Genomic DNA, 21,576 nt, shown 5'->3' with positions numbered 1-21,576 from the left:
ATGCAACATGCTGCTCTGCCATCCCATGCACCCTCGTTGGAATGCCAAGGATGGCCGATCATCGTTACCTGAGAGTTAATCTGCCAAAGTAGTGCGAGACTCAGGACTCACGACTGGGTAGCCAGAAGAGGATAATCGCGGCGAGGGTGATGGCGCCCGTGAAGGTGTGGGCGAAGCGATCGTAGCGGGTGGATGTGGCGCCAGTCCTTGAGCCTGCTGAACATGATCTCAATCTTATGGCGTTGGCGGTAGAGCTGTCCTGAGCCTAAAGTTTCGGTCGTGGCTTTTGTCGGCACTTTTCATATCCGCCGCGCTGCCCCATTATGCTGCTTCGCTCTCAGCAAACCGCGGCCCTCAATGGATTCGATCCTTTTCCCGACACCAGACAATCCCGCTCCGGACAACCGCACCGAGGGCTATTTCGAGACCCATGACGGGCTGAAGCTGCGCTACGCCGTCTTCCGTTGTGCCCAGCCGGTCGCCAAGGGAACGGTCGTCATTCTTCAGGGGCGCAACGAGTTCATCGAGAAATATTTCGAGACGATCCGCGATCTGAACGCGAAAGGCCTGTGGGTTGCCACCTTCGACCTACGCGGCCAAGGTGGCTCGACACGGCTGCATCGTGACGGCAAACGCGGCCACGTCCGGCGCTTCTCCGACTACGAGCGCGACCTGGACACCTTCCTCAAGCAGATCGTCCTGCCGGATACACGCCTGCCCTTCTATCTCCTGGGGCATTCCACCGGCGCCCTGATTGCGCTCTCGGCCGCGCCGCGATTGACGAGCCGCATCGAGCGCATGGTGCTGTTGGCTCCCTTTGTCGGCCTCACGGGACAGGCCTTCTCGCTGAACGCCATCAGCTGGCTTTCCGGCAGCGCCTGCAGGACCGGTCTCGGCACCATGCAATTCACCAAGAAATTCAAGGAAGTGCCGTTTTCGGAAAATCCCCTGACGACGGACGAGCGACGCTATAGACGCAACGAAGCGATCTACAAGGCTCATCCGGAGCTCGGGCTGGGGCCGCCGACCGCCCGCTGGCTGCACGAAGCGATCCTCACCATCCGCGGCGCCTCCACTCCGGACCATCTGTTTTCGATCACCATCCCGACGGTGCTGATCGCGCCGACGCGCGACGGGGTGGTGCCCTATGCAGACCAGGAAAGGCTGTCGCGCTATTTCCGCGCGGCGCAGCTGGTGCCTGTGCCAGGCGCCAAGCATGAGGTGCTGCAGGAAAGGGACAGCTATCGCGCGGCAGCCCTTGCCGCCATCCACGCCTTCATCCCCGGCAGCGATGCTGAAGCCAGCACTGAGGTCGTCGGAGCCGGCGCTTAAGCTTAAATTTGCGATGCCGCTTGTCAGCGAGACAGGATCGCCATTGCCTGTTCATGCACGGCGCGGCTGCCCGCGGCGATGACCGATCCGCCCATTTCGGGGCGACCGCCGTCCCAGGTGGTGATGATGCCGCCCGCCTGCTCGATCACAGGGATGATTCCGCCGACATCATAGGGCTTCAGCACCGTTTCCACCACGAGATCGACGTGGCCGGCAGCCAGCAGCGCATAGGCGTAGCAATCGGTGCCGTATCGGAAGAGCCTGACCTGGCTTTCGATCTCGCGATATTTCGCCACCTCGTCGCCGACGAACAGATGTGGAGAGGTGGTAAACAGGATCGCCTTCGACAGGTCGCCGCAATCGCGCACCTTGAGCGTCCTCTCCCCATCCGGCCCGACATAGCTCGAGCTCTTGCCGTCGGCGAAATAGCGCTCGCCGGTAAATGGCTGGTCGATCAGGCCCATGATCGCTCGGCCGTTCCTGTGCAGGCCGATCAGCGTGCCCCAGACGGGTACCCCGGATATGAAGGCGCGCGTGCCGTCGATCGGATCGATCACCCAGACATATTCGCGGTCGAGACCGACATTGCCGTGTTCTTCGCCGAGAATGCCGTGGTCGGGAAATTCCGCCTCGATGAGCGCCCGGATCGCCGCCTCTGCGGCACGATCGCCCTCGGTGACGGGATCGAAGCCGCCGGCCTCCTTGTTGACCACGTCGAGCCCCGAGCGGAAGCGTGGCAGCGTCTCGGCCTTGGCCGCTTCGGCGAGCCGATGAAAGAACGAGCGGTCAGGAAGCATGGTCGATCCGATCCTTGGTTTGGACGCGATGTCATAGCCTAAAAGCCAACAGCTGCAAATGGATAAGGCAGGAAACCGGCAGTTGCCTAAATTTGATGCAATGCAAAAAGATGCTTGACATTTGTGCAACGCAATAATAGTGTTTCCCTACAGTCTTCTGACTGTAAATACCCTCCTTGGGTGTTTCCTCCCTAGACTTAGCCGCGCCGCAGGCGCGGTTCTTTTTTTGGGGATCCGGTCAACCGGCTGCCTGCAAAGCTTTTCCGAAACCCGTCTTGCCTGAATTCCCCACCGTTCTATGATTCAGCGGTGTGGTGGGGATGATGTCAATGCGATTCGTGATAGCGGCCTTGTATGCCTGCGGCTGCGTCGACCTGTCGGAACCTCCCGGCTGGGTCGCGGCCGACGACTATATCAACACCGCGGTCGAGTGCCGCCAAACCGCCGATCCGGGCGCCTGCGAGAGAATACGCACGGCCTGGGACAGGAATTATACTGATGCCCTGTCCGGCTCCTACGACGCCCAGCGCACGATTTCCTTTTGCCTCAGCACAGGCTGCGAGCAGGCGATCCGCGAGGACCGCACCCTTGGCTGCGCCTGGCGGTTGGTCATATCGGGATCGGGCCATCCGGAAGCCGGCGAAACCGACACGGCGGACCGAGCGCATTTCTGCGGCCCCGACATGCTGGACCAGCAGGCCCGGACGGAGGCACAAGCGCAATCGGAAACTTTGCTGAAGATGCTGCGAAAAACCAGCTGATCGCTATTCGGCAGCGAGCGCCGTGTCGCCCGCGAATTTATCGACATAATCCGCCATCTGCCGCATGAACGAGGTCATCGCAGCCCTGACGGCGTTGAAATCCGGGCTCTTCTGCAGCGTGATCTCGTCGATATAGAGCGCGCGGTTAACCTCGATCTGCAAGGCATGCAGCCCTCGCGAGGGTCGCCCGTAATGCTCGGTAATGAAGCCGCCGGCATAGGGCTTGTTGCGCACGGCGGCAAAGCCCATTTCCTCGAGTATCTGCATGGCGGCGCGCGAAAGCTCGGCGGAGGCGCTGGTGCCGTAGCGGTCGCCGATGATGAAATCCGGGCGGACATGGCTGCCGGCGATGCGGATATTGCCGGGCATGGAGTGGCAGTCGATCAAAACGCCGAAACCGAACTTCACATGGGTCGCGGCGATCAGCCGCCGCAAGGCGGCATGATAGGGCTTGTAGATCGTCTCGATGCGCTTCAGCGCATCCTCGACCGGCACGCGGCGCGCATAGATTTCCATGTTTTCGGCAACGATGCGCGGAATGGTGCCGAGCCCGCCGGCAACCCGGATCGAGTTGATATTGGCATAGGGCGGCAGCGGCCCGTCGAACATGCGGGGATCGAGTTCATAGGGCTCGCGGTTCACGTCGATATAGGCGCGAGGAAAATTGGCAACCAGAAGCGGCGCCCCGAGGTCGCAGGCGGCCGAAAACAGCTCGTCTACATAGTGATCCTCCGAGCGGCGGATCGACATGCCCTGAAGACGGGACTGGGCGATGAAATCGGGGGGATAGATGCGGCCGCTATGCGGAGAGTTGTAGACAAAGGGAATTGACTGCGAAACGGGCTCCAATATCTCGAATATTTCGAAATCGCGCATTTCTGCAGGCATCAGACGTCTTTACCATGTCAACAAGTTGTGCACTGCCCATGTTGCCAGTTGCTTGCGCGCAAGTCCATACTAACATCAACTGAAATGATGGCCGTCGACATTGCTATTCATCGCTTCTTTACGGGCGACGGATAAGGTTAACGGCTGAATAGCCATGAGAGATGACATTGATTGACGGTCCTGTAATGACTCAGAAGATACTTCTTGCCGAAGATGACAACGACATGCGTCGCTTCCTCGTGAAAGCGCTTGAAAAGGCGGGCTACAAGGTCTCGTCCTTCGACAACGGCGCCAGCGCCTACGACCGTCTTCGCGAAGAGCCCTTCTCGCTGCTTTTGACCGATATCGTCATGCCCGAGATGGACGGCATCGAGCTGGCGCGCCGCGCCACCGAGCTCGATCCTGACCTTAAGGTCATGTTCATCACCGGCTTTGCCGCCGTTGCGCTGAACCCTGATTCGAAGGCACCGAAGGATGCAAAGGTCCTTTCCAAGCCTTTCCACCTGCGCGAACTGGTCGACGAGGTCAACAAACTCCTTGCCGCATAAGGCATTCCGGCGGCGCGTCACAAAACTTCAAAAAAGCCTATTGACGGCTCAAAGGGTTTTGTGATCTATGCGCCGCCATCGGATGGGCGTGTAGCTCAGCGGGAGAGCACTACGTTGACATCGTAGGGGTCACAGGTTCAATCCCTGTCACGCCCACCATCCGATCCCCTTGACCCATAAGGGACTTTCGCCAAGCCGCCGATTGGTGAGTTTAAGTCTTCAAAGCATTGCCTCTCCTCAAGCCTTCTGAGGGCTTTATTTTGTGCACGTAATCTACTTGGGACGTGCCGCTGTTGCCCTCCGGTAATGAGGCAAATTTATCGAGATAAGAAACCTCTTCGCCTGCTATCCCGCGCTGTACCTTTCTCCACTCGCAGCGTACGTTTCCAGCGGCTAAACCGATCCAGGGCGCATGGAAGACGCTACCGTTTATCGCTGGCGGAGATTTGAGGGGAAGACTCGCATGCTGAGACTTGTTCGGGCATTGATCGCGATTGGGGCAATCGTGGCCCTGGGGATCGTTCTCTGGTTTGCGACCAGGCCGCCGCCGCTGGTGGTCCAGGGAGAAGTTTCCGCGAATCGCGTCGATCTCAGCCCCCGCGTGTCCGGACGTGTTGCCAAGCTCAACGCCGATGTCGGGGATAATGTCACGGCGGGCTCGGTGATCGCTGAATTGGAAAGCCCGCAACTGGTCGCAAGCCTGCAAATGGCGAAAGCCGCACTTGCCGTCTCCGAGGCCGACCTCATCAGAGTCAACAGCACCCGTCCGGAGACAATCGAGGCTCGAAAGGCGGAGTTGGCCGCCGCCGATGCCGACGTCACCCTTTATCAGGAGAATTCGGCGCGCCAGGCAAAGCTCGTCACCTCGGGCTCATCGACGCAATCGATGGTCGACGAAGCGACCCGCAACCTCGAATCTGCAATCCGCAAGCGGGAATCGGCACAGGCCGCTTTGGATCTTGCTGTCGCCGGATCGAGCAAGGAAGAAAAGGCGCTCGCCGCCACCCAGGTCGAGCAGGCAAAGGCCTCGCTGGCGCAGACGCAAACGGATGTCGGCGAATTAACCATCCACACGCCGATCGATGGGCAAGTGACGACGCGCGTGGCCGAGCTTGGGGAAAATTTCAGTGCCGGCGCACCCCTCTTCTCCCTGATCGACATCAACCACCCTTGGTTCACCTTCAACCTGCGTGAGGATCTGCTCAAGGGACTTGCGATCGGCGACCGGTTCGAGGTGACGGTGCCTGCCCTCGATAACAGCAGGATCGAGGTGCGGGTCACCGTCATCAATGCGCAGGGGCAGTACGCCACATGGCGCGCGACCCGGGCGACCGGCGATTTCGATCTGCGCACTTTCGAAGTCCGCGCCGAACCGACCAGCCCGGTCAAGGGACTGCGCCCGGGAATGAGCGCGATCGCACTCTGGCCCAAGGCGGGGTCGTGACGTGCTCGGAAAGGGAGCGATCAGACCCGGCTTTGCTCTCGTCTTTCGGCGGGAGATCGATCATTTTCGCCGCCGCCCCTTCCTGCTTTTCCTGTCTACTCTTATGCCGCTGATATTGATGGGGCTTTTGGCAACCGTCTTCCACGAAGGCCTGGCAACCCGGTTGCCGATCGCCGTCCTCGACCTTGATGGCTCGGATCTTTCAAGAACCGTCATCCGCACCGTGGATGCCACGCCGGACACCGCCGTTGCCGTCCGGGTTGCCGATCTGGCCGAGGGCCGACATCTCATCCTGTCGGGAAAGGTGCACGGTCTGCTGTACCTTCCTCTCAATCTTGAGCGGGATACCCTCGCCGGCCGGCGTCCCGAGGTCGTTTTTTTCTATAACACCCAGACCCTGACGCCCGGCAACTTGACGCTTCGGGGGGTCAGCGCTGCCGTGCCGAGCGTGGCGGCGGCAATCCGGCTGGCGTTGCGAACCGAGAAGGGCGAGCCTGTCGACATCGCGCAGACAGACCTGCAGCCGATTCCGGTCCAGGTCCATCCGCTCTTCAATCCGACCCTCAACTACGCCTATTTTCTTCTTGCAGCCCTCTTACCGTCGGTCCTTCAGGTGGCCGTCATCACCACCATGGCCTATTGCGTCGGCCTTGATGTCGACCGGCCCTATCGTCTGCGGGTCCTTCGCAGGCTCGGAGGCGGCCTGTGGCGCGCGCTGTTCGGGAAGATCCTGCCTTATACGATCCTGTTTCTATTCGTGCTCGGCCTTTCCGATATCGTTCTTTTTTCCGTTCTCGAGATGCCGCTCAGAGGCGACAGGCTGCTTCTCGTTTGCGGCGGCATTCTCTTTGTGCTCGCCTGCCAGTTTCTGGGCACACTTTTTGCGCTTATCCTGCGCCCGACGGCAACAGCCATCAGCATCGGAGCCCTGTTCGCCGCCCCGGCATTCGGCTTCATGGGCATCGGCTTTCCCAGGCTTGGCATGAATTTCTTCGCCTATCACTGGGGCCAACTGCTGCCGGGGACCTGGTATCTGATGGTGCGCGTCGACCAGACCGTCCGGGGCACACCCGTCGACCTGTCGCTCCAGCCGCTGCTGTCCCTCCTCGCGCTGATGCTGATCCTGCTCCTCCTTGTGTTTCTCCGACTGACAGTCCTCGGCTTGCGCACCGATAGGATGCACGCAAGCAGACGACTAAGAAGGGAGGGCGGGACATGAGCGGCCTTCTCGCGGTCTATCGCATCGAACTGGAGCGCATCTTCAAGCTGCGGCCCGCCTTCTCGGTCCTGGTGATCGCCGTTCTCATCTATTCGGTCTTCTATCCCCAGCCCTATCGAAACGAGGCCTTGCGGAACGTACCGATCGCGCTCGTGGACCGCGACGATACCGACAGCAGCCGGGAGCTTGCGCGCCGATTGGAAGCGTCTTCGGATATCACAATCGCGGCTACCTTTCCGGACGAGGTTTCGGCCGAGCGCGCGATTTTCGCGAGGAACCTATTCGGGCTTGTCGTCATCCCAAAATATTTCGAGCGGGACCTGCTGCACGGTCGCGCGTCGCCGATCGCTCTTTATGCCGACGCCAGCTATTTCCTGGTCTATCAGCGCATCTCCGGCGCGGTGACAGCGGTTGCCCGAACCATGGGTGCCGAAATCGAGACCGCTCGCCTGATCGCCGCCCATGTGGATCCGGTGATTGCAGAGGCCGCCCCGGATCCGCTCCCTCTGACGGCGGTCACCCTCTTCAATCCTCAAGGCGGTTATGCGACCTATATTCTTCCCGCTGCCCTGGTGCTCATCCTGCAGCAGACCCTGCTGATCGGCGTCGGCCTGCTCGAGACGCATCCAAACCCGAAGCTGGAGGCATTGTCGCAGCAGCAGGCTGGTCCCTATGACAGGATATTGGGCAAATTGCTCGCCTATCTGACGATCGAGATATTCGCCGCCTCCTTCTACCTGATTGCCCTGCCCTATCTCTACGGCATTCCGAGGCTCGGATCGCCCGTCGCGATCGCGATCTTTGCCCTACCCTTCATCATCGCCGTATCGTCGCTTGGCATGGTCATCGCCAGGCTGTTGCGAAACCCGCTGGCGGTCCAGTTGCTGACGGCCGCTGTCGGCATACCGTTTCTGTTCCTTGCGGGATTTTCCTGGCCGGCGGAAGCAATCCCGAACTGGCTGAAAGACATAGCCCTCGTGCTGCCCAGCACTTCCGCGATTTTTGGGATGGTCGGTGTTGCGCAGTTGGGCGCGACCATCGCCGAGGTATCTCAGCAATTCCTCACGCTGTGGATATTGGCGGTCGTCTACACCGTTCTTGCGTTTTTTCTCGAAGCTCGAAGTCCCGCAAGCGCCTGAAGATGCGAGACGTGCCGCACCGGGCCCTCAACGCCCCGCAATTTTGCATGCCTGCATTGTCCATGACACTATTGTGACAATGCGATGACGCGCCTACATGCAGCGGCAGAAAAAAAGAAAAACAAGTGAGTTCGAAAATGCAAAACAAAAGAAACGCCATCAAAGGCGGCTTCATGCGCTTCCTCTTGTCGGCCAATTTTGTCGCCCGACGTCGCCGCAGATCAGAAGTCAAAACCCCCGCCATCCATCCTTCCGTATTGGACGGATTCTTCGGTTAATCGACAAGCGAAGGCTCAAGGCCGTAGCGCGCCTCGAGCCGATAGCCAGCCCGCTCCGACTCAATGCGGGCGGCCAGTCACCGGCTCTGCGCCGGAACCTTCCGTCACTGTTCGAATACATGCCCCCAGAACCAATTGGCCGGGTAGGAATGAACCCCCCGATCGACGAAGCTGTATCGATAGAGACAGCTGCGAAGTGCTAGAATATGCCACGTGTCGTAGGGGTATGGCGATCCGCGCTGCGGCAGGCTTGCCTCGCGATCGCAATAGGCTAGAACCCTGTTATAGTGGTTGAGAAGCCTGGGATCGGAATCGACGCGAACGCCGCCATAATAGGTTTCGTAGTTCGACGGCGCTTCCGCCGCTGAAATACATGCAAGGCTGAGTGCTATTCCTGCTGCCATCAACAATTTCATCGGACCCACCTCGAGCTATGGTTTAATCACGGAAATCGGGCGCATCGGCTTTTGTTCTCGCCCCGGATCGACTTTTCCGTCTCACCTTAAAGCGCATTTGCAACAAAGCTTTGCCGCAACCCTGCTGTAAAATATCATCACAGACGAATCGGAAGTTAGGAGCAGAATCGCCATGGGCAAGGTCAGCCGGATTTCATGTGCCCTCGCGGCATTTTTCTTAGTTGCGAGCGGCGCGATGGCGCAGAATTTTCCCGGTCCTCCCGGCCTTATCGCCCTGCCTGGCAAATGCTCGAAGCTGGTCGTCGGCAAGCTCGACGCGTCGAAAGGATGCAAGGGCGAATTGGCGACCGTGACCGGCCCTGACGGGACCGTGACCTTTATTTTCACGTCTGAAGGCAAAATGCTCGGCTTCGGTGGTGACGGACGAACCGTACGACCGACGACGCCCGGAAACGCGCGCCTGACGCTGAATATGGTCTCGACGGGTGTCGGTACGAAGATGACGGGCCAGGTCGAGGCATCAGGCTTCTGCACCTTCGGCAACCCCTATTCGGGCAAACCGACCACGATCGAATGCACGGCAAAATCCAAGGATTCCGCCTTCACGGGCAGTTTCAAGACGAATGGCAAAGCGCCGCCGGCAAATACCAAAGCTCCGAGCAAGAAATAACTCGAATGGCGCCGTAACGAGAGCCATGGCGGCGAGCTTGCCCATCTTTCGGTAGCTTGTCCGTTTCCCCTTAACGCCCGATCACAGGACAGCCGCGGACATTTGCAAAGTAGATGCGATCGGGACCGTGGTGGGTAAAGCCTTCCACGACAACGCGGCGCGGGTCGACATCGATGACATGCGGGCGGTGAAAGCCCATGTCACGGGCCTCGTCTTCGGCGTCATCGAGATTGCAGGCATGCGCATGGCGCGGCGGTGGCGGCGGGCCACCGTCGTCGTCATCGTATCCTTGTTGCGGCGGATAGCCGGGCGGCGGGCCGGTCTCCATGTCATAGTCCTGCGCTAGCGCCAGATGCGGGACGCTGACGACGCCAACGAAAAGCGCCAGCGCCACGGTGGTCAGACGGGAGATCATGTCTTCCTCCTGTATTTCCCCTTCCCCCTGCGTTACCGGCCCCTGTCTTGCCCGGCCCCTCATGTTCCTCAGGCGGATCTCGATGCACGGCGCAGCCGGACAAGAGCGATCAAGGAGCGATCATGGAACGCCCTTCGCAAACGGCTTGCCGGGTTGAAGGTTCCTCTTAAGGAGGGGCTTTGGGAAGTGTCAGGACATTATGAAACCCCGGGGCAGGCTCAGGACAGCGCTGCCACAACCCAGGGACTATGAAGCTGCAGTAGCCGCTTCGTCAGCAATTGTCGCCGTCCAGCTCGTAGGTCATCCCGACGATGCTGCCGTCACGCTCGTGAACCAGCTTCGGCGCATAGACCGGCTCGCAGTCCGGTGCCGCTGCCGCCGCCGGATCGATGGAGCCCGTCACCGTGCTGATGTCCACCTCGGGCGTTTGCGTTGAATAATCGATGACGCCCTCGAGCGCCGCCCATACTGGAGCTGCTGCAGCCATCAATAGCGCTGCTGCCGCTACGCATCTGAATGCCATCCGCCTATGCATGTTCGCCTCCAGCAGTAAAACCGCTGCCTATCAACTGTATTCGAGGCTCATTTGTTCCGCGCTTCAAGTAATGAATCCGGGCTTTTTGGGCGTAGCTCGTCGGCTATTCTATGCATTTTATGCAATTCTGAAATAATATAGGTCAGTATGTAGATTCGGCCTACGCCGACTGGCCAACGCCCAAAGGATGGATTCTTGATTAGACTCGTCCGAATCTGGAAAACTCTAACGAATAATGATTAGGCCCGACTAACCCGCGCCGGATGATCTGCGCTCAAATAACGGGCTCAGCCCTGCAAAATTGCCGTTGTGGAAAAACCTGCTTGACGAGGCTCATCGGCCTCCCTACGCCTCGAAGACACGCGTTCGCGCAAGGAGATGACCAGTGCCAATCCTCGTCTACATCGCGCATTTCGTTGGTGGCGTATTCCTGGCAAACGGTATTCCGCATTTTGTATCCGGCGTCTGCGGCAGACCGTTTCGCACGCCTTTCGTGCGCGTGCATGGCGGGGACGTCAGCTCGCCGACCATGAATGTCATCTGGGGCTGGCTGAACCTTTTGGTCGCCTACCTGCTCTTCATCGACGTCGGCCCGCTTTACCTGGGTTCGCTGGTCGATACTGTCGCCAGCGGTGCGGGCATGCTGCTGACCGGCATTGTGCTCTCAAGGATATTTGCAGGGGAACGGGCAATCTGAACGGTGGCCACGCGGCGGTTTTAATGATGCGCTTGCCGCCACAGGCGGTTGTGAACCTGCGCGCCGGCAATGGCGATCGCCAGTTCCATCGCCCTGTCCATGTCATTCTGGCTGGGTACGCTGCCTTCTAGCACGATCGTCGTTTCGACAACGGTCACGGTAATGTCGCTCGCGTCGATATCCTCGGCATACGCGAGAGCGCTCGCAATCGCGGATTTCAGCGCCGCGTGGCGATGGCCGAAATTTCCCTGCTCGAAACCGGAACCGCCGGAGAACGGCAGCTTGAACACCATGTCGATCGTCCCTTGCTGCGACGAATGGGTAACGCATGGGGATGTCTTTGGTTCGACCGGCTTTAGCGCGAGCGAATGTCCTTCTTGGTGGCGGCATTCGCATCAGCCGGCGCTTCCTTGGAAAGGTCGACACCTGTCACATGGGCCGGCACGTGAATATCGTCATGCGTGGCCGGCGGCAGCGTCAGGTCGACATTATGCGGCGGCAGTACCTGAGCGTGCCGCAAGGCGTTTGGCCGCGCTCGTTTGGAGCTCTTGGCCGGCGTCGGCGGCTTCTCCGAAGGATGGCGGAAATGGGGTGTCATGATAAAATCTCCTGGGTCTCGGATGACAGCACGGAGGTGCCCTGCATGTGTTTCGAACGTCGTTCGTTGCGTTTGGTTCCCGTAAAATTTGCACAGCAGTTGGAAGGAAGCGTGAAATCAATCAAAGGTTGCGCCCTACACCCTTGACGTCGCGGGCAACATCACTACTTTTAGGATGTCCTGCGGCCCCTGACATTGGCAGGACGAAAAACATTGGTGCCGGGCCCCTCTGGCGAGAGTTTGAACGGCGCTCTCGCGATGTCGGTACCGCCTGCAGATGAGCCGGCGGATTTTCTTTCGATGACAAACCCAACCATGCCTCGCCCGCATGCTGTTTTCGGCATGGCGCGCCTTTTTGCCTACCGGCATATGATCCTCAGAGCCGGAGGCCGGTCATGAAGCAGCCGATCACCCATCACAGCGCGCTCGGCTATTTCAAATGGGCCTTTATCGTCACTGCTGCGGGCCTCGTGCTCGGCGGCGTGCTCGGCTGGAACATGACGAATACGCTCGGCGGCGTAGCCACCGCCTTCTTCATCTGTGCGGTTCTGGCCGTTCTGGAGATTTCGCTCTCCTTCGACAACGCCATCGTCAATGCCAACAAGCTCAAGGAAATGACGCCTGTCTGGCAGAAGCGTTTCCTGACCTGGGGCATCGTCATTGCTGTCTTTGGCATGCGCATCGTCTTCCCGCTGGCGATCGTCGCCGTGGCGGCCCATATCGACCCCATAGAGGCGCTGAACCTGGCGGCAAGGCAGCCGGATAAATATGCCGAGATCATGCACGGCGCGCACCTGCCGATCGCGGCTTTCGGCGGCACCTTCCTGATGATGGTCGGCCTCACCTATTTCTTCAACCACGAGAAAGATGTCCACTGGATCGTGTTCCTCGAAAAGGCGATGTCGCGCTTTGCGACCATCAAGGGCATCGAGATCGCCTTCGTGCTGATTCTTGTGCTGATCTTTTCCTCGCAGTTGAAGGATGCTGGTGAAGCCACGACCTTCATCTATTCCGCCATCTATGGTCTCATCACTTTTCTGCTGCTGGAGGTGCTCGCGGGTTTTCTCGATGCTTCGCAGCGCGCGATGAGCGAGGCGGCAAAGGGCGGACTGGGCGCATTCCTCTACCTTGAAGTGCTGGATGCGAGCTTCTCCTTCGACGGCGTCATTGGCGCCTTCGCGCTGACGCAGAACCTTTTCATCATCGCCATCGGTCTCGGTATCGGCGCCATGTACGTGCGCTCGATGACGATCATGCTGGTGGAGAAGGGAACACTGATGCACTACCGCTATCTCGAGCACGGTGCCTTCTACGCGATCATCGCCCTTTCGTTCATCATGTATCTGCAGACGCTGGTACACATACCCGAGGTGATCACCGGGCTTGGCGGCGCCGGCCTGATCGGCATCTCGCTCTGGTCGTCCATCCGCTTCAACAGGAAAAACGGCATCGTCCATGAGCATTCAGGACGAAATGAAAAAGTAAGAGCCGGGTGAAAAACCGGAATCTCGGCGGCGGCCGAAAGTCCGCCGCCTTCGCTTTGCCCCTCCCCGCGCCGTGCCAAGCATCGGCAACCGCCTTGCTTTCTTTCGCTGCATTGCACACTATCCCATCCGGGAACAGCAACAGCCGCACAACGATGCGCGCCGGGCGAAGAGAAAAATGTCGATCAAAGCAAGCATTTATCACCTGACGCATTACAAATACGACAATCCGGTCATTCTCGGGCCTCAGATCATTCGTCTGAAGCCCGCATCACACTCCAAGACGAGGGTGCTCAGCCATTCGCTGAAGGTCACGCCCTCCAATCATTTCGTCAATTTGCAGCAGGACCCCTACGGCAATTATCTCGCCCGCTACGTCTTTCCCGAGCCGGTCACAGAGTTGAAGATCGAGGTCGATCTCGTCGCCGACATGACGGTCTACAATCCGTTCGACTTCTTCGTCGAGGAGGAAGCGACCAAGTGGCCCTTCGACTACCCCGAAACGATCCGCGAGGACCTGTCGATCTATCTCACGCCGGAAGAGCCCGGCCCGCTGCTTGCCGCCTTCCTTGAAACGATCGACCGTTCGAAGCAGAAGACCGTGGACATGGTCGTCGGCCTGAATGCCCGCCTGCAGCATGAGATCGGCTATGTCATCCGCATGGAGGCCGGCGTGCAAACGCCTGAGGAGACCTTGCAGATTGCCAAGGGCTCCTGTCGCGACACAAGCTGGCTGCTGGTGCAGATCCTGCGGCATCTCGGCCTCGCCGCCCGCTTCGTCTCCGGCTATCTCATCCAGCTCACCCCCGATCTCAAGGCGCTCGACGGCCCCTCCGGCACTGAATACGACTTCACCGACCTGCATGCGTGGTGCGAGGTCTACCTGCCCGGCGCAGGCTGGATCGGCCTTGACCCCACCTCGGGCCTCTTGACCGGCGAAAGCCATATCCCGCTCGCCGCCACGCCGCATTTTCGCAATGCAGCACCGATTTCCGGCGGCTACATCGGCAAGGCTGATACAGAATTCGACTTCGACATGAAGGTTGCCCGCGTCGCCGAGCATCCGCGCATCACCAAGCCCTTCTCGGACGAAAGCTGGGAAGCGCTGAACGCGCTCGGCGAGGAAGTCGACCGCGTTTTGAAAGAAGAGGACGTGCGCCTCACCATGGGCGGCGAACCGACCTTCGTGTCGATCGACGACTTCGAGTCTGAGGAATGGAACACCGGAGCCGTCGGCCCGACCAAGCGCGACAAAGCTGACAACCTGATCCGCCGTCTGCGCGAGCGCTTCGCTCCCGGCGGCTTCCTGCACTACGGCCAGGGCAAGTGGTATCCGGGCGAAAGCCTGCCACGCTGGACCTTCTCGCTCTATTGGCGCAGGGACGGCAAGCCGGTCTGGCAAAATCCTGATCTGATCGCGCTGGAAGGGGCACAGACGGGTGCGACATCCGAAGATGCGGAAAGGCTGTTGACCGCGGTCGCAAGCGAACTTGCAATTGCCCCCGACATGGTGCAGCCGGCCTACGAAGATCCGGCTGAATGGATCGTCAAGGAAGGCAGCCTTCCGGAAAACGTCGATCCCTCCAACTCGAAACTGAAGGACCCGGAAGAGCGCAGCCGCATCGCCCGCGTCTTCGAACGCGGCCTGACGGTTCCAACGGGCTATGTCCTGCCTGTACAGGCATGGAACGCGCGTGCGAACGGCCAGCGCTGGGTCAGCGAAAAATGGCGCACCCGTCGCGGCCGCATCTTCCTTGTGCCCGGCGACAGCCCGGTCGGTTTCCGCCTGCCGCTCGGCACCCTGCCCTACGTGCCGCCGGCGCGATATCCCTATATCCACACCGCCGACCCCTCGATCCCGCGCCAGCCATTGCCCGATGTCTTCGTGCCCACCGGCCGCGCCATGCCGGAAGCGTCCTTCCAGACGGATGACAGCGCGCAAGGCCGCGTCGAACAGACGATCGGCGAAATCGGCGGCGCTGTGCGCACTGCACTCTCCGTCGAACCGCGGGATGGCCGCCTTTGCGTTTTCATGCCGCCGGTCGAACGGATCGAGGACTATCTGGAACTGCTGGCTGCTGCCGAGAACGCCGCCGCCGCCATCGGGCTGCCGATCCACATCGAGGGCTATCCGCCGCCGCAGGATGAACGCATCAACGTCATCCGCGTCGCGCCCGACCCCGGCGTCATCGAGGTCAATATCCACCCCGCGGCAAGGTGGGGCGAGTGCGTCGACATCACGACTGTGATCTACGACGAAGCCCGCAAGACACGGCTCGGTGCCGACAAGTTCATGATAGACGGCCGCCACACCGGCACCGGCGGTGGAAACCACGTGGTCGTCGGCGGCCAGAACCCCAATGACAGCCCCTTCCTGCGCCGCCCGGACCTGTTGAAGAGCCTGGTGCTGCACTGGCAGCGCCATCCTTCGCTGTCCTACCTCTTCTCGGGCCTCTTCATCGGCCCGACCAGCCAGGCGCCGCGCATCGACGAGGCCCGCCACGACAGCCTTTACGAGCTGGAAATCGCCATGGCCCAGGTGCCGGCACCGGGCCATATCCAGCCCCTGCCCTGGCTGGTCGATCGCCTGTTCCGCAACATCCTCACCGACGTGACCGGCAACACCCATCGCGCCGAGATCTGCATCGACAAGCTGTTTTCGCCCGACGGCCCGACCGGCCGTCTCGGCCTCGTCGAGTTTCGCGGCTTCGAAATGCCCCCGAATGCCCGCATGAGCCTTGCCCAGCAACTCCTGGTGCGCGCGCTGATCGCCCGCCTCTGGCGCAACCCCATCGACGGCAAGTTCGTCCGCTGGGGCACGACCCTGCACGACCGTTTCATGCTGCCGCACTATATCTGGCAGGATTTCCTCGACGTGCTGGCCGACCTGAAGCAGAACGGTTTCGACCTGCGCTCAGAATGGTTCGAGGCCCAGCTCGAATTCCGCTTCCCCTTCTGCGGCGAGGTCGAATACGAGGGCAACAAGCTGGAACTGCGCCAGGCCTTGGAGCCGTGGCACGTCATGGGCGAGGAAGGGGCGGTCGGCGGAACGGTTCGCTATGTCGACAGCTCCGTCGAGCGGCTGCAGCTGCGCCTGGAAACCAACAATCCCTCGCGCTACGCCGTCACCTGCAACGGCCGTCGCGTCCCGCTGACACCGACCGGAGCCTCCGGCGTCTCGGTTGCCGGCGTCCGCTTCAAGGCCTGGCACCCGGCCTCCGGCCTGCATCCGGTGCTGCCGGTTAACACCCCGCTGACATTTGACATTTATGATACGTGGTCCAATCGTTCGATCGGCGGCTGCATCTACCATGTTGCCCATCCCGGCGGCCGGAACTATGAGACGTTCCCCGTCAATGGTAATGAAGCGGAAGCGCGCCGCCTTGCGCGATTCGAGCCTTGGGGGCACACGGCCGGCGGTTATATCCTGCGGTCCGAGCAGGCATCGCCGGAATTCCCGCTGACGCTTGATCTGCGACGTCCGCCGGGAATTTGAACCAGAGATAGAGATGAGCAAGAAACCGGCGACTGATTTGCGGGACGATGTGGAGGCTGAAGCCGGCGGCGCTCCGGCCTTTGCCTATTGCCCCCTGCCGGGTGTCGCAGACGAAATGGTGGACAACAACAACGCCGTCCGCCCCGTCTGGCAGAACCTGCTTGCCGCCCTTTCGCGCATGCCGGAAAAAGAGCTGCATGACCGCTTCGCCCGCGCCGACCGCTATTTGCGCGATGCCGGCGTCTTCTATCGCGCCTATGGCGCCAAGGGCGCCAGCGAGCGCAGCTGGCCGATCTCGCATATCCCCGTCCTGATCGACGAGCGCGAATGGCAGACGCTTTCCGAAGGTCTCGTCCAGCGCGCCGATCTCCTGGAGCAGATCATTGCCGACATCTACGGCGAGGGTCGGCTGGTCCAGGAAGGTTTCATTCCGCCGGCGCTGATCGCCTCCAATCCCGAATTCCTGAGACCGCTGGTCGGCGTGAAGCCGGCAGGCGGGCATTATCTGCATTTCCTTGCTTTCGAGGTCGGCCGCGGGCCTGATGGAAACTGGTGGGTGCTCGCCGACCGGTCCCAGGCTCCCTCCGGAGCCGGCTTTGCGCTTGAGACGCGAGTCGCGACCACCCGCGCATTTTCAGACATCTATGCCGAAACCCGCGTTCACCGTCTTGCGTCCTTTTTCGGCGCCTTCCGCAACACGCTGCAGAACATGAAGGAAGGCGGCGACGGCCGTATCGCCGTCCTCTCCCCCGGTCCGGCCAACGAGACCTATTACGAACACGCCTATATCGCCCGCTATCTCGGCCTCATGTTGCTGGAGGGCGAAGACCTTACCGTCGTCAACGACAAGGTGATGGTGCGAACCGTTGCAGGCTTGAAGCCCATCAGCGTTCTCTGGCGCCGCATGGACGCCGCCTATGCCGATCCGCTGGAGCTGGATCAGCATTCGCATATCGGCACCCCAGGCATGGTGCAGGCACTGCGTGCCCAGTCGGTGACAATCGTCAATGCGCTGGGCTCGGGCATTCTCGAGACAAGGGCACTGCTGGCCTTCATGCCGACCATCTGTCGGGAACTCCTCGGAGAGGAACTCAAGCTACCCTCGATCGCGACATGGTGGTGCGGGCAGGAAAGCGAGCGCAGCCAGGTCGCGCGCAATATCGAAAAAATGGTGATCGGCCCGGCCTATTCCCGCCTGCCTTTCTTCGACGACAACGGCCAGTCCGTGCTTGGCTCGACGCTACGCTCCACCGCCAAGGAATCGATTGCAGACTGGCTGCAGACGGATGGCCATAAGCTCGTCGGCCAGGAGGTCGTCACCTTGTCGACGACGCCGGCCTGGGTCGGCGGCAAGCTCGTGCCGCGGCCGATGAGCCTGCGCGTTTTTGCCGCCCGCACCGAAAAGGGCTGGCAGATCATGCCGGGCGGCTTTGCTCGCATCGGCAGCGGCGCCGACGTTGCCGCAATCGCCATGCAGTCGGGCGGTTCGGCAGCGGATGTCTGGATCGTCAGCGACAAGCCGGTTGAGCGTCACACCCTGCTGCCCGCCGAAGAAAGCTTCACCCGCAATATGCCGGGAAGCCTGCCCAGCCGCTCGGCCGACAATCTCTTCTGGCTCGGCCGCTATATCGAACGCGCCGAGGGTGCGTTGCGCATCCTTCGCGCGTGGCATGGCCGCTTTGCCGAATCCGCGGATCCGAGCGAACCGCTGCTTGCCGATGTTTCAGAGTATCTCGCAGCCGTCGATATCGACACGGAGGAGGCAGTCCCGGAAAGCCTGCTGCGCAACATCGACAGCGCCGTCTATTCGGCAAGCAATATCCGCGATCGATTCTCCCCCGACGGCTGGCTGGCGCTGAACGATCTCGCCAAGACGGCCCGCCGCTTCCGGGAAACGGTCAGCCCCGGCGACGATGCCAGCCATGCGATGACGATCCTCCTGCGCAAGCTTGCGGGCTTTGCCGGCCTCGTCCACGAAAACATGTACCGCTTCACCGGCTGGCGCTTCCTGTCGATCGGCCGCTATATCGAGCGTGGACTGCACATGACGCGGCTGCTCGGCCGCATGTCGGGACCGGAAGCGCCCGATGGCGCGCTCGACATGCTGCTGGAGATCGGCGACAGCGTCATGACCCACCGTCGCCGCTACAACGTCAATACAGCGCGCCTGACCGTGACAGACCTTCTCGCCCTCGATCCGCTCAACCCACGCTCGATCCTCTTCCAGATGAACGAGATCCACCGGGAGGTGGAGCAACTGCCAAAGGCTTTCGTCAACGGCCAGATGTCGCCCTTCTTCCGCGAGGCGATGCGCCTGCATTCGGGCCTCGCCGTCATGACACCCGAAGCGATGAATGAAGAGGTCTATCGCCGGCTGGAACAAGAGCTGGAACGCTTCTCCGATCTCCTGGCACAGACCTATCTCGGATAGAACATGCTCTACGATCTCTCGCTCCACATGGGCTACCTCTACGACGTCCCGGCCTCGGGCGCGCGCCACATCCTGCGCTTGCTGCCCCTGTCTCTGTCGGAACGCCAGCGGCTGATCGCCGGATCGCTGACGATCTCGCCGCAGCCGGAGGAGCGGGCCAGTTTCTTCGATTTCTTCCAGCACCCGACGACCTCGATCCTGTTGCGCAGCGCGCATGAGAAGCTCGACATCCGCATGCAGGCCCGCGTGCAGGTAGAAAGCCAGCCGGTCACCGCGGACTTTTCGCCGATACTGAAGAAGCTTCCGGAAGAGATTGCCGACTACTGGTCGCTCGACGCCTCCTCGCCGCATCATTTCCTCGGCACCAGCCCGCGCCTGCCCGAAACGCCCGAGATATCAGACTACGCCCGGCAATGGGCTTCGACAAATCTCACCGTGATGCAGATCGCCCACGCCATCTGTTCGCAAGTCCACAAGGATTTCGTCTACGACGCCAAGGCGACCACGGTCGATACCACGCCGAAGGAGGCCTTCCGCATCAAGCGCGGCGTCTGCCAGGATTTCGTGCATGTAATGATCATCGCGCTGAGAAGTCTCGGCATTCCGGCCGGCTATGTCAGCGGCTTCCTGCGGACCATCCCCCCACCGGGCAAGGCGCGGCTGGAAGGTGCTGACGCAATGCATGCCTGGGTGCGCATCTGGTGTGGCGAGATGGCGGGCTGGATCGAGCTCGATCCCACCAACAACATCCCCGCTGGCACCGACCACATCGTCGTTGCCTACGGCCGCGACTATTCCGATGTCGCCCCCGTCATCGGCATCCTCAAGAGCTACGGCAATCACAAGACGATACAGGCCGTGGATGTCATTCCGCTGAAATAGTCATCCCAAAACTGGAAAATATCGGCTGATCGCTACAAGTTGAGCGATTTTTGAAACCGGGAACTTACGGCTTTCCGGCAATGGTGCCCCCGGGTTCTAGGTCTTTTTCGGGGTGAGCATGATGGGCACCAAATTCAGTCGGCATGTGAGCCGCTTCCTACGCGATCGCGGTGGTAATTTCGCAATAATGACGGCGGTTGCCGTTCCTGTTCTCGCAGGAAGCGCCGGCGTAGCCATCGACGTATCCAATATGATGATGTCTCGGAGCGAGCTTCAGCAGGCGACCGACGCAGCGGCCCTTGCGGCGGCGACAGCAATGGTCAATGGCACCAGTTCGGCTGACGGACAAACGCTGGCGTCGAATTTCGTAAGCGGGCAGATGGCAAACTATCTGAGCAGCTCGGCAGGTTTGACCACGAACGCTCAGGTTACACAGACGACGACATCCAATGGGACGAACTATTCCGTTGTCGTCAACGCATCCTATTCGATGCCTGTGACGGGGATGACCCATCTGCTCGGCTTCAATACGATGAATATTTCGGCTTCCAGCTCATCGACCAGCGGGACTGCGATGTCTCCGAGCGCGCAGAGCGCGCTCTCGATGTATCTGGTGCTGGACCGCTCCGGATCGATGGCAGACCCGACGGATACGGTGAATGCCGAACAGCCGACGACAACCACGACGACCTGCACAAAGACCAAAAATGGGCAGTGCACTCAGACGAAGACGACGACATCGACCAACTACTACACGAAGATCGAATCGCTGAAGATCGCCGTCGGAAATCTCGCGGCGCAGCTGCAGAAGGCAGATCCCAATCTGCAGTACGTCCGCACGGGCGCCGACTCCTATAACAACAAGGCCGATGCCGCCTCGCCTCTTGCCTGGGGCGAGAGTGCCGCTCTGGCATACGTCAACAAGCTGTCGGCAAGCGGCACCACAGATTCCAGCGGCGCCTTTGCCAACGCCTACAACGCGCTGGTAGCGGCCAGCGAAAACCAGGCGCACATGAGCAAGAACGGCCAGGTTCCGACCAAGTATATTGTTTTCATGACGGACGGCGACAACAACCAGGCAAATGCTGATACGAACACCAAGATCAGTTGCGACGCCGCCCGCAAGGCAGGCATAAAGGTCTACACGATCGCCTTCATGGCGCCGGCAAACGGACAGGCATTGCTGAAATATTGCGCCACGACGGCGGCTGATTATTTCACGCCGCAGAATGCGAGCGATCTGTTCTCGGCTTTCCAGTCCATCGGCCAGCAGGCGTCCAAACAACTGACCTTGCTGACCAAATAACGAAAACAGTTCCCAAGAAATTGCTACCAAATAAGAAGCCGCTTCGGAACAATCCGGAGCGGCTTTTCGTTATTCGTCGATCCGCGGATAAAATCGGGAAAACCAATCGAAATCAAGTTCTTTTAGACAATGCGAGAAGCTATAGGCCAAATTTTGCATTTGCTCCGATCCCATATTGCAACTGCAGCATAAGGGTGCATAAACTGGCTGCTGAAATGTGAATGGCAAAACGATTTGATC

Annotated in this window: 20 protein-coding genes, 1 tRNA gene and 1 pseudogene; 14 read left to right on the top strand and 8 right to left on the bottom strand. The window is 60.3% G+C overall.

Annotation, left to right across the window (positions count from 1 at the left end):
• Positions 1-100 precede the first annotated feature (100 nt).
• A pseudogene (locus tag EV561_RS38015) lies at positions 101-263 on the bottom strand (transposase); the annotation flags it as partial.
• 94 nt (positions 264-357) lie between these two features.
• Here EV561_RS38015 and EV561_RS28390 point away from each other — a divergent pair.
• Positions 358-1,332 carry an alpha/beta hydrolase gene (locus tag EV561_RS28390; RefSeq protein WP_132526784.1) on the top strand — a complete coding sequence of 325 codons (975 nt, stop codon included), beginning with the start codon at positions 358-360 and terminating at the stop codon, positions 1,330-1,332.
• Between the two features lie 23 nt (positions 1,333-1,355).
• Here EV561_RS28390 and hisN read toward each other — a convergent pair whose 3' ends face one another.
• Positions 1,356-2,129, bottom strand: a complete 774-nt coding sequence (gene hisN, locus EV561_RS28385) for a histidinol-phosphatase (RefSeq protein ID WP_132526783.1) — start codon at positions 2,127-2,129, stop codon at positions 1,356-1,358.
• Between the two features lie 329 nt (positions 2,130-2,458).
• On the opposite strand from hisN, the gene EV561_RS28380 reads away from it, so the two are divergent.
• The gene (locus EV561_RS28380; RefSeq protein WP_132526781.1) at positions 2,459-2,890 is read left to right on the top strand and encodes a hypothetical protein; all 432 of its coding nucleotides are present in this window, start codon (positions 2,459-2,461) and stop codon (positions 2,888-2,890) included.
• Positions 2,891-2,893: 3 nt separating this feature from the next.
• Here the strand turns inward: EV561_RS28380 and EV561_RS28375 are convergent, their stop codons facing one another.
• Positions 2,894-3,778 (bottom strand): N-formylglutamate amidohydrolase, encoded by an 885-nt coding sequence (locus tag EV561_RS28375; RefSeq protein ID WP_132526779.1) that lies wholly within the window; start codon positions 3,776-3,778, stop codon positions 2,894-2,896.
• A gap of 185 nt (positions 3,779-3,963) precedes the next feature.
• On the opposite strand from EV561_RS28375, the gene cpdR1 reads away from it, so the two are divergent.
• From cpdR1 to EV561_RS28350, 5 genes are all read left to right on the top strand, one after another.
• On the top strand, positions 3,964-4,326 hold the full coding sequence (gene cpdR1 / locus EV561_RS28370) for a response regulator CpdR1 (protein WP_111162680.1): 363 nt from the start codon (positions 3,964-3,966) through the stop codon (positions 4,324-4,326).
• 84 nt (positions 4,327-4,410) lie between these two features.
• Positions 4,411-4,485, top strand: a tRNA-Val gene (locus EV561_RS28365).
• Between the two features lie 304 nt (positions 4,486-4,789).
• The gene (locus EV561_RS28360) at positions 4,790-5,770 is read left to right on the top strand and encodes an HlyD family secretion protein (RefSeq protein ID WP_132526777.1); all 981 of its coding nucleotides are present in this window, start codon (positions 4,790-4,792) and stop codon (positions 5,768-5,770) included.
• A gap of 1 nt (position 5,771) precedes the next feature.
• Positions 5,772-6,989 carry an ABC transporter permease gene (locus EV561_RS28355; protein WP_132526775.1) on the top strand — a complete coding sequence of 406 codons (1,218 nt, stop codon included), beginning with the start codon at positions 5,772-5,774 and terminating at the stop codon, positions 6,987-6,989.
• Positions 6,986-8,128, top strand: coding sequence for an ABC transporter permease (locus tag EV561_RS28350; RefSeq protein ID WP_132526773.1), 1,143 nt, complete (start codon positions 6,986-6,988; stop codon positions 8,126-8,128). The genes EV561_RS28355 and EV561_RS28350 overlap by 4 nt, the downstream gene beginning before the upstream one ends.
• Before the next feature lie 382 nt (positions 8,129-8,510).
• Here the strand turns inward: EV561_RS28350 and EV561_RS28345 are convergent, their stop codons facing one another.
• Complete coding sequence (locus EV561_RS28345) at positions 8,511-8,822, bottom strand: hypothetical protein (RefSeq protein ID WP_132526771.1); 312 nt, start codon at positions 8,820-8,822, stop codon at positions 8,511-8,513.
• A 172-nt stretch (positions 8,823-8,994) separates the two neighbouring features.
• Here EV561_RS28345 and EV561_RS28340 point away from each other — a divergent pair, with 172 nt between their 5' ends.
• The gene (locus EV561_RS28340; RefSeq protein WP_132526769.1) at positions 8,995-9,492 is read left to right on the top strand and encodes a hypothetical protein; all 498 of its coding nucleotides are present in this window, start codon (positions 8,995-8,997) and stop codon (positions 9,490-9,492) included.
• Positions 9,493-9,562: 70 nt separating this feature from the next.
• Here EV561_RS28340 and EV561_RS28335 read toward each other — a convergent pair whose 3' ends face one another.
• Positions 9,563-9,907 (bottom strand): hypothetical protein, encoded by a 345-nt coding sequence (locus EV561_RS28335; protein WP_132526767.1) that lies wholly within the window; start codon positions 9,905-9,907, stop codon positions 9,563-9,565.
• 271 nt (positions 9,908-10,178) lie between these two features.
• Positions 10,179-10,394, bottom strand: coding sequence for a hypothetical protein (locus tag EV561_RS28330; RefSeq protein ID WP_132526765.1), 216 nt, complete (start codon positions 10,392-10,394; stop codon positions 10,179-10,181).
• A 433-nt stretch (positions 10,395-10,827) separates the two neighbouring features.
• Here EV561_RS28330 and EV561_RS28325 point away from each other — a divergent pair, with 433 nt between their 5' ends.
• On the top strand, positions 10,828-11,139 hold the full coding sequence (locus EV561_RS28325; RefSeq protein WP_132526763.1) for a hypothetical protein: 312 nt from the start codon (positions 10,828-10,830) through the stop codon (positions 11,137-11,139).
• Positions 11,140-11,159: 20 nt separating this feature from the next.
• Here the strand turns inward: EV561_RS28325 and EV561_RS28320 are convergent, their stop codons facing one another.
• Both EV561_RS28320 and EV561_RS28315 read right to left on the bottom strand, forming a co-directional pair.
• Entirely contained in the window at positions 11,160-11,432 is a 273-nt protein-coding gene (locus tag EV561_RS28320) for a BON domain-containing protein (protein WP_132526761.1), read from the bottom strand.
• A gap of 62 nt (positions 11,433-11,494) precedes the next feature.
• Positions 11,495-11,737: a hypothetical protein gene (locus EV561_RS28315; RefSeq protein ID WP_132526759.1), complete on the bottom strand. Its 243-nt coding sequence runs from the start codon at positions 11,735-11,737 to the stop codon at positions 11,495-11,497.
• A gap of 395 nt (positions 11,738-12,132) precedes the next feature.
• On the opposite strand from EV561_RS28315, the gene EV561_RS28310 reads away from it, so the two are divergent.
• The 5 genes from EV561_RS28310 (at position 12,133) to EV561_RS28290 (ending at position 21,336) form a co-directional block, all read left to right on the top strand.
• On the top strand, positions 12,133-13,233 hold the full coding sequence (locus tag EV561_RS28310; RefSeq protein WP_132526757.1) for a DUF475 domain-containing protein: 1,101 nt from the start codon (positions 12,133-12,135) through the stop codon (positions 13,231-13,233).
• A 166-nt stretch (positions 13,234-13,399) separates the two neighbouring features.
• On the top strand, positions 13,400-16,717 hold the full coding sequence (locus EV561_RS28305; RefSeq protein ID WP_132526755.1) for a transglutaminase family protein: 3,318 nt from the start codon (positions 13,400-13,402) through the stop codon (positions 16,715-16,717).
• Positions 16,718-16,730: 13 nt separating this feature from the next.
• On the top strand, positions 16,731-19,148 hold the full coding sequence (locus tag EV561_RS28300) for a circularly permuted type 2 ATP-grasp protein (RefSeq protein WP_132526753.1): 2,418 nt from the start codon (positions 16,731-16,733) through the stop codon (positions 19,146-19,148).
• Between the two features lie 3 nt (positions 19,149-19,151).
• Complete coding sequence (locus EV561_RS28295; protein ID WP_132526751.1) at positions 19,152-20,030, top strand: transglutaminase family protein; 879 nt, start codon at positions 19,152-19,154, stop codon at positions 20,028-20,030.
• A gap of 118 nt (positions 20,031-20,148) precedes the next feature.
• Complete coding sequence (locus EV561_RS28290) at positions 20,149-21,336, top strand: TadE/TadG family type IV pilus assembly protein (RefSeq protein WP_348633761.1); 1,188 nt, start codon at positions 20,149-20,151, stop codon at positions 21,334-21,336.
• The last annotated feature ends 240 nt before the right edge of the window (positions 21,337-21,576 follow it).

Source organism: Rhizobium sp. BK376 (assembly GCF_004341625.1).
Classification (GTDB): domain Bacteria; phylum Pseudomonadota; class Alphaproteobacteria; order Rhizobiales; family Rhizobiaceae; genus Rhizobium.
Note: the sequence above shows the minus strand (reverse complement) of the source record. Positions and strands in the feature narration are given on the sequence as shown.

Excerpts from the sequence above, each read along its gene's own strand:
- EV561_RS28390 (WP_132526784.1), top strand. The coding sequence starts at position 358 with ATGGATTCGATCCTTTTCCCGACACCAGACAATCCCGCTCCGGACAAC.
- hisN (WP_132526783.1), bottom strand. The coding sequence starts at position 2,129 with ATGCTTCCTGACCGCTCGTTCTTTCATCGGCTCGCCGAAGCGGCCAAG.
- EV561_RS28380 (WP_132526781.1), top strand. The coding sequence starts at position 2,459 with ATGCGATTCGTGATAGCGGCCTTGTATGCCTGCGGCTGCGTCGACCTG.
- EV561_RS28375 (WP_132526779.1), bottom strand. The coding sequence starts at position 3,778 with ATGCCTGCAGAAATGCGCGATTTCGAAATATTCGAGATATTGGAGCCC.
- cpdR1 (WP_111162680.1), top strand. The coding sequence starts at position 3,964 with ATGACTCAGAAGATACTTCTTGCCGAAGATGACAACGACATGCGTCGC.
- EV561_RS28360 (WP_132526777.1), top strand. The coding sequence starts at position 4,790 with ATGCTGAGACTTGTTCGGGCATTGATCGCGATTGGGGCAATCGTGGCC.
- EV561_RS28350 (WP_132526773.1), top strand. The coding sequence starts at position 6,986 with ATGAGCGGCCTTCTCGCGGTCTATCGCATCGAACTGGAGCGCATCTTC.
- EV561_RS28345 (WP_132526771.1), bottom strand. The coding sequence starts at position 8,822 with ATGAAATTGTTGATGGCAGCAGGAATAGCACTCAGCCTTGCATGTATT.
- EV561_RS28340 (WP_132526769.1), top strand. The coding sequence starts at position 8,995 with ATGGGCAAGGTCAGCCGGATTTCATGTGCCCTCGCGGCATTTTTCTTA.
- EV561_RS28335 (WP_132526767.1), bottom strand. The coding sequence starts at position 9,907 with ATGATCTCCCGTCTGACCACCGTGGCGCTGGCGCTTTTCGTTGGCGTC.
- EV561_RS28330 (WP_132526765.1), bottom strand. The coding sequence starts at position 10,394 with ATGGCTGCAGCAGCTCCAGTATGGGCGGCGCTCGAGGGCGTCATCGAT.
- EV561_RS28320 (WP_132526761.1), bottom strand. The coding sequence starts at position 11,432 with ATGGTGTTCAAGCTGCCGTTCTCCGGCGGTTCCGGTTTCGAGCAGGGA.
- EV561_RS28315 (WP_132526759.1), bottom strand. The coding sequence starts at position 11,737 with ATGACACCCCATTTCCGCCATCCTTCGGAGAAGCCGCCGACGCCGGCC.
- EV561_RS28310 (WP_132526757.1), top strand. The coding sequence starts at position 12,133 with ATGAAGCAGCCGATCACCCATCACAGCGCGCTCGGCTATTTCAAATGG.
- EV561_RS28305 (WP_132526755.1), top strand. The coding sequence starts at position 13,400 with ATGTCGATCAAAGCAAGCATTTATCACCTGACGCATTACAAATACGAC.
- EV561_RS28300 (WP_132526753.1), top strand. The coding sequence starts at position 16,731 with ATGAGCAAGAAACCGGCGACTGATTTGCGGGACGATGTGGAGGCTGAA.
- EV561_RS28295 (WP_132526751.1), top strand. The coding sequence starts at position 19,152 with ATGCTCTACGATCTCTCGCTCCACATGGGCTACCTCTACGACGTCCCG.
- EV561_RS28290 (WP_348633761.1), top strand. The coding sequence starts at position 20,149 with ATGATGGGCACCAAATTCAGTCGGCATGTGAGCCGCTTCCTACGCGAT.